Origin of the sequence: Glaciecola petra, from assembly GCF_031846345.1 — a bacterium.
In the GTDB taxonomy this organism is placed as follows: Bacteria; Pseudomonadota; Gammaproteobacteria; order Enterobacterales; family Alteromonadaceae; genus Glaciecola; species Glaciecola petra.
The window spans coordinates 1,744,850-1,756,824 of the sequence record NZ_JAVRHX010000001.1 but is presented as its reverse complement, the minus strand read 5'-3'; the positions used below and the strand labels follow the sequence as shown (position 1 = coordinate 1,756,824).

General features: G+C 39.3%; 10 protein-coding genes. All 10 read right to left on the bottom strand.

Features of this window, described 5'->3' with window-relative positions; all coding sequences use genetic code 11:
• Positions 1 to 49 precede the first annotated feature (49 nt).
• The gene (cysN, locus tag RM552_RS07755) at positions 50 to 1,453 is read right to left on the bottom strand and encodes a sulfate adenylyltransferase subunit CysN (RefSeq protein WP_311368189.1); all 1,404 of its coding nucleotides are present in this window, start codon (positions 1,451 to 1,453) and stop codon (positions 50 to 52) included.
• A 1-nt stretch (position 1,454) separates the two neighbouring features.
• Positions 1,455 to 2,252: a 3'(2'),5'-bisphosphate nucleotidase CysQ gene (cysQ, locus tag RM552_RS07750; protein ID WP_311368188.1), complete on the bottom strand. Its 798-nt coding sequence runs from the start codon at positions 2,250 to 2,252 to the stop codon at positions 1,455 to 1,457.
• A complete protein-coding gene (gene cysC, locus RM552_RS07745) occupies positions 2,252 to 2,845 on the bottom strand; it encodes an adenylyl-sulfate kinase (protein ID WP_311368187.1) in 594 nt (197 codons plus the stop codon). Before cysC ends, cysQ begins: the two co-directional genes overlap by 1 nt.
• Positions 2,845 to 3,762: a sulfate adenylyltransferase subunit CysD gene (gene cysD, locus RM552_RS07740; protein ID WP_311368186.1), complete on the bottom strand. Its 918-nt coding sequence runs from the start codon at positions 3,760 to 3,762 to the stop codon at positions 2,845 to 2,847. The genes cysC and cysD overlap by 1 nt, the downstream gene beginning before the upstream one ends.
• Positions 3,763 to 3,946: 184 nt before the next feature.
• On the bottom strand, positions 3,947 to 5,164 hold the full coding sequence (locus RM552_RS07735) for an EAL and HDOD domain-containing protein (protein ID WP_311368185.1): 1,218 nt from the start codon (positions 5,162 to 5,164) through the stop codon (positions 3,947 to 3,949).
• Between the two features lie 20 nt (positions 5,165 to 5,184).
• Complete coding sequence (putP, locus tag RM552_RS07730; protein WP_311368184.1) at positions 5,185 to 6,696, bottom strand: sodium/proline symporter PutP; 1,512 nt, start codon at positions 6,694 to 6,696, stop codon at positions 5,185 to 5,187.
• A gap of 238 nt (positions 6,697 to 6,934) precedes the next feature.
• Positions 6,935 to 7,639 carry a DUF3379 family protein gene (locus RM552_RS07725; RefSeq protein WP_311368183.1) on the bottom strand — a complete coding sequence of 235 codons (705 nt, stop codon included), beginning with the start codon at positions 7,637 to 7,639 and terminating at the stop codon, positions 6,935 to 6,937.
• A complete protein-coding gene (locus tag RM552_RS07720) occupies positions 7,632 to 8,144 on the bottom strand; it encodes a sigma-70 family RNA polymerase sigma factor (protein WP_432277185.1) in 513 nt (170 codons plus the stop codon). Before RM552_RS07720 ends, RM552_RS07725 begins: the two co-directional genes overlap by 8 nt.
• A gap of 177 nt (positions 8,145 to 8,321) precedes the next feature.
• Positions 8,322 to 10,013 carry a BatD family protein gene (locus RM552_RS07715; protein WP_311368181.1) on the bottom strand — a complete coding sequence of 564 codons (1,692 nt, stop codon included), beginning with the start codon at positions 10,011 to 10,013 and terminating at the stop codon, positions 8,322 to 8,324.
• 6 nt (positions 10,014 to 10,019) lie between these two features.
• Positions 10,020 to 11,975, bottom strand: coding sequence for a vWA domain-containing protein (locus tag RM552_RS07710; RefSeq protein WP_311368180.1), 1,956 nt, complete (start codon positions 11,973 to 11,975; stop codon positions 10,020 to 10,022).

Here is an 11,975-nt window from a genome sequence, read left to right as displayed (position 1 = left end):
AAAACTCTTTTAGTATCAGTATAATGTTAGTACAGTTAAATTGGACAAGTTACCTGTTCAAGTCTATCGCTTGCCAATGCGGAAAATGTTTTCTTACGAGTGCATTAAATTCAAGTTCAAATTCTGAATATTGAGTATTTGGGTTAGAATTTTTATTGGCATTCATAATCATACCTGCACCGACTGTGCCGTTGCTCATCCTATCAATAATAACAAAAGCACCCGTTGTGCGATTTTTAGCATATGGGTCTGCCGCCACATTTTGAGTGAGTTTTATATCTACAATACCAATTTCATTTAGATTTAAATGTACAGCTTTTGTTTGTTCCAGTGAATTGACATCAATTTTACAATCTAGATTCGCTACGCTGCCAGAGATAGTTTTTGAAGCAAATTTGAAGCTATATTGTTTATTAGGGATTAATGCGTCTTCCGACATCCATACTAAATGTGATTTATAACTGCTGCTGGTGAGTGGCAGATTGTCTGCTTTCACAATCATGTCGCCGCGTGATATGTCTATTTCGTCTTCTAAAGTCAGTGTGACAGCATATGGTGCATTGCTTTGTTCCAATTCACCTTCAAATACATGAATACCTTTGACGGTTGAAGACTTACCCGATGGCAAAGCGACAACTTTGTCGCCTTTTGTTATTTCTCCTGAAACAATGGTGCCTGCAAATCCCCTGAAGTTAAGATTAGGACGACTTACATACTGAACAGGAAGTCTAAAATCATCATTTTTATGATGGCTAATTTCTATGGTTTCTAATGTTTCCATTAGAGTTGGGCCAACATACCAGGGGGTCTTATCGCTCTTGTTAACCACGTTATCGCCCTCCAGGGCCGATATTGGAATAAAACGAATATCCGGTATCGTTAATTGTTTTGAGAAATGAAGAAAATCTGCTCTGATAGTTTCGTAAACATTTTGGCTATAGTCCATTAAGTCCATTTTGTTTATCGCTACAATTGCATGCTTGATGCCGAGTAAGGAAGCAAGAAAAGAGTGGCGTTTAGTTTGTGTTTTTAAACCTTCACGTGCATCAACCATTAATATTGCTAAATCACACGTTGACGCACCCGTCACCATATTTCGAGTATATTGCTCATGACCTGGCGTGTCGGCTATGATAAATTTACGTTTGTCAGTACTAAAATAACGGTAGGCGACGTCTATCGTAATGCCTTGTTCTCGTTCAGATTGCAAGCCGTCAACTAGCAGGGCCAAGTCAACTTTTTCACCCGTTGTTCCCACTTTTTTACTGTCTTTTGTGATGGCAGCAAGTTGGTCTTCGTAGATCATTTTTGAATCGTGTAATAAACGGCCTATAAGAGTACTTTTGCCGTCATCCACACTGCCACAAGTTAAAAATCGCATGAGATCTTTTCGCTCATGTGCTGCTAGGTACTCGTGAATGTCAGTTTTTAGTAGTTCGGTTTCATTAAACATTTCAATTGCTTACCATGAAAAAAGGGTTTAATAAGGATTCTTTTTGGTTGTAGCGTAAAGTGCTAGCCTTGGCGTCAAAAGGCTTGTCTGGATCTAATACCTTAACGGTTCCGCCAGCGCCCAATACAACTGCATGCGCAGCTGCTGTGTCCCATTCACTTGTTGGGCCAACACGTGGGTATAAATGGGCTTTGCCACTGGCAACACAACACAATTTTAAAGAACTACCCATAGCGACTAACTCAGTTTCGCCGGGCAATGCCGTTAGAATTTTTTCAATTTCTGAGCTTTGATGAGAGCGGCTGCCTACAACGCGCCAAATTTCGTTCGGTTGATGACTGACGACGGCAATAGAATTTGTATGCCCATTTTTAAGCTCAAAAGCGCCAATGCCGTTACCACCAAAATATGTTGTGGCTAGTGCTGGTGCATGAACAACACCAAAAATAGGTTCGCCATTTTGAACAAGCGCAATATTAACGGTGAATTCCCCATTCTTTTTAATGAACTCTTTTGTTCCGTCTAATGGATCTAGTAGCCAATATGTTGTCCAAGCTTTTCTAGTTTCCCAGTCAATATCACTGGCTTCTTCTGACAAAATTGGTAAGTTAGATATATTTTGAAGTTGTTCAACAATATAGTGATGGGCTGCCAAATCAGCTTCTGTAAGAGGACTTGAGTCGTCTTTTTTATATACATCAAAATCTTTTTTGTAGATGGCCAATATCTTATGACCTGCTTCAATTGCAATGTCTGTCAGGATATTAATATTTTTTTCATTTAAATCAAAAGGGCTCACTATATATATCCCTTTTCAACTAATTGCTGATACAAGCGCTCGGCTGTTTCAGGAGGAGTTTCATCAATATAATTTAAGCGAATTTCAGGTGAAATTGGTGACTCGTACGCCGAATCAATCCCAGTAAAATTTTTAATATCACCGCTGCGCGCTTTTTTATACAAACCCTTTGGATCACGTTGTTCGCAAATTTCGAGGGGAGTATCAACAAATACTTCTGCAAATTCACCACTTTCTAGTAGCGAACGGCAATAATCACGGTCAGCCTTGAAAGGTGAAATAAAAGCGGTAATCACGATTTGACCGGCGTCAACGAATAATTTGCTAACTTCACTAATACGTCGAATATTTTCGACTCTGGCTTTATCGTCAAAACCTAGATCACCACACAACCCATGGCGCACATTATCGCCATCCAGTAAGTACGTTGTGTGATTAGCTTCAAACAGTCGTTTTTCAAGTAAACTGGCAATAGTTGACTTGCCTGAACCCGACAAACCGGTTAACCAAATAACACTTGGTTTTTGTTTCAATTTTTTTGCACGAGCTTGCTTATTTACCGTATGTTGGTGCCATGTAAGATTATTTGACATTAGAAATATCCTTCCATTTTCTTCTTCTCCATAGAGCCTGAAGAATCGTGGTCAATTACTCTACCTTGGCGCTCAGACGTTTTAGTTAACAACATTTCTTGAATGACTTCAGGTAATGTATCGGCTTCAGATTCAACAGCCCCTGTAAGAGGATAGCACCCGAGCGTGCGGAACCTCACTGATTTCATTTGCGGAATTTCTCCCTCATCAAGTGGCATGCGTTCGTCATCGACCATTATTAAGACGCCATCCCTTTCTACCACGGGTCTTGGTTTTGCGAGATACAAACTAGGTATATCTATATTTTCTAAATAAATATATTGCCAAATATCAAGCTCAGTCCAATTTGACATGGGAAAAACTCTGATACTTTCGCCTTTATTGATTTGTGAGTTATAAATATTCCAAAGTTCAGGTCGCTGGTTTTTTGGATCCCATCGGTGATTCTCATCGCGAAAAGAATAAACTCTTTCTTTTGCTCGCGATTTTTCTTCATCGCGTCTGGCCCCGCCAAACGCGGCATCGAATTTGTATTTATCTAATGCCTGTTTTAGCGCAACGGTTTTCATAATGTCGGTATGCTTTGCGCTACCAACCGAAAATGGGCCAACCCCTTGGTCCAAACCTTCTTGATTTGTATGCACTATCAAGTTCAAATTATATTCTTTTGCAATGCGATCTCTGAACTGGATCATCTCTTTAAATTTCCACTTGGTATCAACATGCAACAATGGAAATGGTATTTTACCGGGTGCAAATGCTTTTCTAGCCAAGTGCAACAATACTGATGAATCTTTACCAACAGAATATAACATTACCGGGTTTTCAAATTCTGCCGCGACCTCTCTAAATATATGGATGCTTTCAGCTTCAAGTTGTTTTAAGTGGGTGATGCTATGAGATGAATCAAGAGACATAATATCGTCTACCTTCAAACTAAGGTGTTATTTCAATTAAGATAAAATATAACACACTCTGATTAAAGGAATTATGAAAATTGGATATTACTAATTACTAAAAAAATGGTGATTAGAACATTCTAATATATGTCAGTATTACAAAAGATTGGCAAGGCCGCGGAAGGGGGAGGGATGGTATTTGTTATACCATTGAAATATGTTGTTCAGCCCAATCAGCCGCATTTTCAAAGCAAGTCATTAAATCAGAAGGATTCAAGTCTAGGCTCTTCGCTGCTATGTCTACTTGCTGCCAATTTCCCATTTCTAAGTGGCGACTTAATTCTACCAATAGTGCTAAATACCCCTTTTTTTCAATTAATGCTTGATGAATGTTATTTGAAAGAGGCATGTTGTTTAAAAGCTCGTGTATTTCGGAGTCTAACATGGCATCGATAAGCGAAAGCATACCAACTAAGAAAGCACTAGCAGAATCCCCATTTGTTGACATATTATTCGCCACCAATTCACAAAATTTAGCTCTATGTAGGGCCAACTTTAATAATGCTTCGGGTTTTCCAACAGCAACAGTTGCCGCAAACATCAGCGTGACAAAGCGTTCTAATTCGGATTTGCCTAATAAGATAACGGCTTGTTTAATATTTTCTATCTTTTTACTACGTTGATACACAGGTGACTGCGTATAACGCAGCAGTTTAAATGACAAGCCAACGTCTTTTTCAATCAGGCTGGTGATTTTATTGAAACTGATATCTGGTTGTTGGATTTCATTCAGCAACGATGCTAACGTACTCTGGTTTGTGCTAAGACGAACGCTTTTTATGACTTCTGGCTTGCTAAAAAAATAGCCTTGAAATAACTCAAAGCCAAGCTTTTTATATTGCTTAAATTCTTCGTAATTTTCGACTTTTTCTGCTAGTAGTCTTAAATGTGGATGTCGAGCTTTTAATTCAGTAATATTCTGGAGTTCATCAGCACTGATTTCTTGGCAATCAATTTTAATAATGGTGCATATTTTATAAAAAGGTTCCCATTTTTCGCCATGGATAAAATCGTCAAGCGCAATGGTATATCCTTGTTCATGTAAATGCTTAAGTTCTTCAAAAATTGCGCGCGTGGGTCTTACATCTTCGAGCACTTCAATGACCACTTTATCTGCAGGCAACATACTCGGATAACTGCGTAATATTGATTGTTCGGTAAAGTTAATAAAGGCTTGTTTGCCTGAAGATAGTTTATCAAGCCCCAGATCAAATTGCAGACCTTCAATCATTTTGGAGGTGGCTTTTTCTTGGTCCATGTCGGGAAAGACATTATCACTCGATGTCCGAAATAGTAACTCGTAACCAACAAGCGATTTATCGGCATTTAGAATGGGTTGTCGCGCTGCAAAAAAAGCCATGTCTTTGGGTCTTTTACCTTTTACTTGTTATTAAGCACTTGCAAAAATCGTTCGAACAAAACGTCATTGTCGCTGTGTTTTTCAGGGACAATTTTGCTTACAAGTAATATAACGGCCGCAGACACTAAAAACCCAGGGATTATTTCGTAAATAATTGAAGAAAGTGTTTCGCCTTGTTCATTTATGGGAACGAAAATCCAAACTAAAACAGTGATGGTGCCTGCCAATATGCCTGCTATGGCACTCAATTTAGTCATTTTTTTCCATAGTAAGGATATAATCACTAATGGACCAAAAGCAGCACCAAAACCGGCCCAAGCGTTACTGACTAACGATAAAACTGTTTTGTTTTCACCTAACGCCAAAATAATTGCTACTACCGCGACAATAATGACACATACTCTTCCAACTAGCACTTGTTGAGCATCACTGGCATTTTTATTTAGGAAACTAGCATACACATCGCGGGTCAGAGAACTGGAGGTCACCAAAAGTTGTGATGAAATAGTACTCATGATAGCGGCAAGTATTGCGGCGAGCAAAAAACCACCGATAAAGGGATTGAACAATAATTGCGAAAGCACAATAAAAATGGTTTCTGGGTCGTTAATCGAAACTCCATTATTGCTTGCATAAGCTAAGCCAAATAAACCGGTCATTGCAGCGCCAATAAGAGACACTAGCATCCATGTCATTCCAATTCGACGCGCTGCTGGAATTTGTGCAACACTATTTATAGCCATAAATCTAACTATAATATGTGGCTGACCAAAATAACCCAGTCCCCAGGACAAGAGCGAAATAATAGCGATGAAACTAAGTGCTTCACCACTGCTTGCGTTGGTAAACAAAGATAATAGTTGCGGATTTATTTGTTCTAAACTGCTTAATGTCTCGTTTATACCTCCCAATTCAAATACAACAACGCTAGGGACTAGCACTAAGGCAACAAACATTAAAATACCTTGGATAAAGTCTGTTAATGAGACTGCCATAAACCCGCCAAAAAAGGTGTAAGTGACAACAACACCTGCTGTTATGTACAAACCCAACTCATAACTAAGTCCAAATGAGCTTTCAAATAGCTTACCGCCGGCAACGACTCCTGAAGAAGTATAAAGCGTAAAAAACAAGATGATGACAACAGACGCTAATACTCTCAAAATACGAGTTTTGTCTTGGAAACGATTTTCGAAATAATCAGGCAGGGTAATTGAGTCGTTAGCGATTTCTGTGAAAATACGTAATCGTGGAGCAACTATAAGATAATTTAGCCATGCCCCAAACAATAAGCCAATCGCAATCCATAACGATGAAGCCCCTGAAACGTACATCGCCCCTGGTACACCCATTAACATCCATCCGCTCATGTCAGATGCGCCTGCAGAGAGGGCAGTGACGGGGGCGCTTAGTTTGCGTCCGCCCAACAAATATCCAGACGCATTTTCTTCGTTTGTTTTAAAGGCATACAGGCCTATGCCTAACATCGCTACAAAATAAATTGCGAGTGAAAAATATGTACCAAACTCCATGTTTACCGCCGTTTTATTAAACTTTTATTGTTTGGCGTAGTTTAGCATTTTTACTTGTGATTCTAAACCAAAGTCATCTTGGCAAGGCAGCTTTCAGCTTGTGTACCCCCAAATGGTTGGACTCTATAATGACAGGAAGTTTTTTATATCCAAACATCAACTGATGTCCAAATACTAGCGAGCTTTTAAGATTAAGCTCGCTTTGCTATGTTGCAGTTTCACTATTATGCAGAAAATATTATGCAGAAAAGCGCAACGACGATTTTGCTCTGGCTTTAATATCTTCAACCGATTGCGAGTCGTCACCAATCACTATTATCTTTGCAGATTCAAGTAAAAATGCAGCTCCTTGAAAACTAGCGTTGCTAAATGTGTCGCTAACGCTTGCAGTGATGGAGTCGGGCACTATAAATAAAGATGTTAATCCTCTTTCGCCACGAATAATCACATGTAAGCTTTTAATTTTATCTAAGTAGCAATAGTTAGCAGATACAATATTACCAATACTTTCATCAACACTGCCATTGAAACTGGCGAGTTTTGAATTGACAGCATTCATATCAACGTCGCTGCTTTTCATCAGCTCTAAGCTTACATGATCCATATGTGCGAAAACGTCATTTTCAAATTTCGAACCATCACTTCCGCTTAACATATTAAAAGACACAACACTTGCTAACAGCACCGAAGCAGCAAGCGCTAAATACCAAGGCCGTTTTTGTTGTGTTTTTTCATGTTGCTTGAGTGATTGTTTTAGTATTAGACGTTCTGCTAAATTGTCAGGCACTGGAATGTTCATTGCATCTTGCAACTGTTTTTCCATTTCTTTTAACTCATCCCAAAAAGCCTTCTTTTTAGGATCTTGTTGGGCAGCTTCAATCACCGACTGATCTTTTGTAAACGGATCAGCATAGACAGCTTTTCTAAAACTTAAATCATCCATTTATGGTCTCCCCAATTTGTATTTGTGCGCTTAATATTTCTTTCAATTGATTTCGCGCTCTGAATAAACGGGTCATTACCGTGTTCTTGTTAAGGTCGAGTTGTTCTGCAATCTCGTCGCCACTAAATCCCATAATGATTTGCATGGTTAAGGGTTCTCTATATTCTTCACTTAAACTAGCAATGGCTTTGCGTATTTCTCGCTGTTGCATTGTATCTTCGCTATGTGCAACAGTATCTTCAATTGCAACGTCGTCAATATCGACCGTATCAAACTGTTTACGCTCAAAACGTCTTGCATTTTCACGGCGTAAAATAGTGATTAACCATGCTTTAGCGGCCCCTTCATCTTTTAAAGAGTCTAGGGACTTCCAAGCCCTAAGAAAGGTTTCTTGCACTACATCTTCAGCAATAGCCTTATCTTTTATTAACCACACAGCATAACGATATATGTCAGCATGTAGCGCCTTCACCAAGGCCTCGTATCGTGTTTGTTTTGTGTTCATGTCGGATAAGACCGAGGTGTCACTTGAATTATTTCGCATTTTATTATTTTTTATTGAAACGATTAGCTTAAGACTACTTAATTTATAACAAAACACCAGTAAAAACGTATCTGCCGAAATGTTTTAGTCTTTATGTAAATTTCATGCGCGTGTTGAGATTTGAAGTATTAGCATTGATTAATAAAGACTGGCTAGGGCAGAGCTATTTTGTTTTTCTAACGCAGCTTCCCTAAATTTATCTAAGGCATTGATAAAGCCAGAATAGTTTATGTCCCAAGCATTGTCGCTGTATTGGCTTGCTAAAACTTGATTATAAAACTCAAGAGCGTGGCCATTATCAAATGCAGCTAAACTGTTGCTCACTGAAAAATGTTGCTGTTTGAGCAATATTGACAGCCATTCATCTAGATATTGATTGATATTTTCTGACTTTCCCTGTTCTAAATATTGTTTTAGGTTTTTAAAAGCGTCTTGTTCATTTGATGCGCCCGGACGAGCTGTAGCAATATTAGAAAGAGATTGTTTAATATTTTTGTTTCTCTTAGATTTCCACATAATTACGAGCAAAATCAAGGTCAAAATATTTGTACTTATTAACGTAATTACAAGAGGGTGATGAATTGAAATAGTCCCAGTTGCTTGCTCGTTTGAAGCGGTGATAGGTGGGGCATTACTCAAATCTTCAGTTGTTTGTTGGGTTTGATTTACCGGTGGATTGCTGCTTTGCGACCTTTCCAATACCTCTACTGAACGTGCTGGTATGATTGCAAATTCAGTTCTGCCAGAACTTACATTGAACCAAGGGATCTTAACTTCAGGGAGCACATAGCTGCCGCTTTCGCTGGGAATAATAGCGGTATTAAACACTCCTTGAGCAACTAAAGAGTTTCGATGTTCTGCCGTATTCAATACGGGTTGTTCAGGATAAACTTTAAAACTTGGGTGGTAAATAGATTCAATATTGGGTAATTGCTCTTTGGTTAAACCTAGGGCTGTTAAGGTTATTGTGCGCGTAATAGGTTCACCTACAACGAGCTGCTGAGCGTCACCTTGCCATTCTTCAGACAATTCAACCATCTCACTGGGTAGCCATGTGAATGCATAACTTTCAGGTATCGGCAGCACTTCAATTTCGACATCAGGAGCGCGACGAGATATGGTTTTTGTGCGTCCGAAATTTGCAAAACTACGACGGGAGTTGGTAAGCACGTCGGCTTCAAAAATAGGCCCCTTTATCGTAAATGTGCCACTAGATTGTGGGATGATCGCAATCTCCCGTTTAATCACTCGATAGCGAATACCATTACTAATTTCTTCATAGTCTTCGTCCTCACCAATTTGTTCAATAATAGCGCCTTCAAGTTGGGGCAAGGCAAGACTTCCACGTTGTATATCACCCGACAAATAAATCTTAATGGTATACAACAACTGCTGTTGTAGATAGAGCCTTTCTTGATTGACTTCGGTCGTAAGGTAGTAGTCACGTGGTTCATCTACATTGGTTGCCGATGCCGGTAATATATTCACTGAAAAAGGCCTAGACTGTTGCCCCCCGAGCACGAAAGCCGGTATATCTATGCGCCCCGTCTTTAATGGGAACAGCCTAACACGCCAACTCACGGTTCTGGTCATGCTTCCATTTATAATTTGCGTAGATTGTGAAAAAGAGGGCCGGCTAACATTAAAATTCGACTGTAACACTGAAAAATCGACATCACCACGGTTAGCACTTCCCGTTGCCACTAAAGTAAATTCTATGGCCTCATCTATTAGCACAGTGTTTCTGTCGACACTTGCTGAAAGCTGTGTCACTTGGGCCAATGCACTTGCATGTATCATTAAAAAGCTAATTATTACTAATAATCGCATTGCTAACTACCAATTCTCTTGTGTTGGTGGGGGAGAGGTTTTCCGTTTATATGATTCCAGCAACATTTTACGTTTGAGTAAATAAGCTGGATCGTCCGGGACTTTATTTAAGATCATCTGCATGCGTTGCATCTCTTCGCGTTGTTCTGGCGTAAGCTCATCCATATTCACTTGATTCGAGATAGCCTGTTGCATCTCTTCTTCTGACAAGCTTTCGTCTTGCGAATTTTCTTCATTTGCTTGGTTACCGTTATTTGAGGGCGACTGTTCGTTTTCTTCTGTATTTTGTTGTTGCTTTTCTGCTTGGTCTTTTAAACCTTCATCTTCTTGTTGACCGGATGCTTCATTTTGTTGCTGATTGCTCTGTTCTTGCTTTTCACTTTCTTGTTGGTTTTGATCACCTGATTGAGATTCGCCTTGTTGGTCGTCAGATTCAGCTTCCGAACCCTCTTGGTCTGAACTTGAATCGCTTTGTTCTTGGTTTTCTTGTTGGTTGTTTTCTTGCTCTTGGTTATTATTTTGGTCTTGATTTTGTTGTGAGTTCTCTTGACTTTGCGCTAACAAATCTTCAACGATCTTTTTGTTTTGAAGTGCTTCGGAATGCTCAGGATTATCATTCAAAACGTCACTGTAAGCGTCTATGGCCTCTTTAAGCTTACCCGTTTTCGCCAAGGCATTCGCTAAGTTGTAAGTGTTTTCAATTCCGTCTAGTTGGGAGTATAAATCAACCGCTTGTTCATATTCCCCTTGTTTGTAGGCACTGGCAGCTTTCCATTCTTTACTTTCAAATAGATTTTGAGCATTTTCGTAGTCTTCATTATCAAATGCTTGCTTACCTTTTTGATCAGCATTTTTAAACCAAGACGTTACTTTTGTTGTGGCTTTAGCTTGCGACACAGTGTCGGTTGTTTGTGCTATCACAGGCTCGTTCGGTATCATTAACAGCGCGCATAAAGTAACTACTAGCACTCCGCGTCTAAAGGCATAAGCAACAAAAGGAAGAAGTAGCACCACTAAAAATGGTCCCATGTCTTTATATTGATCACCTGCAATATTTTCGACTTTTTCAGCTTCCTGTTGTTGTTCAAAATCTAGCATTTGTTTTAAAGCCATAATATCACTATTGTCATTCGTAAATGATTGAAATGCCGCATTGGTGCCCGCCATTGCTTGATTCATAAATCGTGTATTCACGCTAGGAATTACAATACGTCCACGCTTGTCTTTTAGCAAAGAGCCATCTTCTAAGCTAATCGGTGCGCCTTCTTCGGTGCCTACCAATAAAGCCGACACTTTAAAGGAACTATTTTGTATAAACTCACGAATGTCCTTAACATCATCATATATTATGCCGTCTGTAATCCAATAAATATGACCGCGCTGATAACCAGCATTCAATAATAATTGAGCGGAACGTTCTAAACCGTACATGGCAGAACTGCCCTGAGAAGGCATTATTTCAGGTGTCAAACTGGGAATTAAAGATATCAAGGTATTCGCATCGTCAGTTAATGGACTTACAACAAAAGCATCTCCTGAATACGCTATTAGACCAGTTTCACCCTCATTAACTTGATTGATAAGATCAATTGCTTTAAACCGTGCACGTGTTAAACGGTTTGGGCTGATATCGGTGGCTCGCATCGACATCGACATGTCCATTAACAGCACCTTTCCATTTTGAGTTTGATACACTGCTTGTGGTAACTTTTCCCAGCTTGGTCCAGCAATAGCAATAATAGCAATAGATGCAGCAAGGGTCGCCATATGTATAAATCTGCTAGGTTTGCCAATTCCTCTTGAAACGATTAAATTTGAATACAAATGTTGAGGTAAAATTTGTTGCCAAACATTTTGGTGATGGCCCAATTTTATTTTGACAATATATAGTATCAACATTGGCACCAAAGCAAACAAAAACAAGGGACGAATGAATGTGAAGTTGGCCATGAATTCATTCAT

Coding starts and splice junctions, on each gene's coding strand:
- cysN (WP_311368189.1), bottom strand. CDS start 1,453: ATGTTTAATGAAACCGAACTACTAAAAACTGACATTCACGAGTACCTA.
- cysC (WP_311368187.1), bottom strand. CDS start 2,845: ATGTCAAATAATCTTACATGGCACCAACATACGGTAAATAAGCAAGCT.
- cysD (WP_311368186.1), bottom strand. CDS start 3,762: ATGTCTCTTGATTCATCTCATAGCATCACCCACTTAAAACAACTTGAA.
- RM552_RS07735 (WP_311368185.1), bottom strand. CDS start 5,164: ATGGCTTTTTTTGCAGCGCGACAACCCATTCTAAATGCCGATAAATCG.
- putP (WP_311368184.1), bottom strand. CDS start 6,696: ATGGAGTTTGGTACATATTTTTCACTCGCAATTTATTTTGTAGCGATG.
- RM552_RS07725 (WP_311368183.1), bottom strand. CDS start 7,639: ATGGATGATTTAAGTTTTAGAAAAGCTGTCTATGCTGATCCGTTTACA.
- RM552_RS07720 (WP_432277185.1), bottom strand. CDS start 8,144: ATGAACACAAAACAAACACGATACGAGGCCTTGGTGAAGGCGCTACAT.
- RM552_RS07715 (WP_311368181.1), bottom strand. CDS start 10,013: ATGCGATTATTAGTAATAATTAGCTTTTTAATGATACATGCAAGTGCA.
- RM552_RS07710 (WP_311368180.1), bottom strand. CDS start 11,975: ATGAATGAATTCATGGCCAACTTCACATTCATTCGTCCCTTGTTTTTG.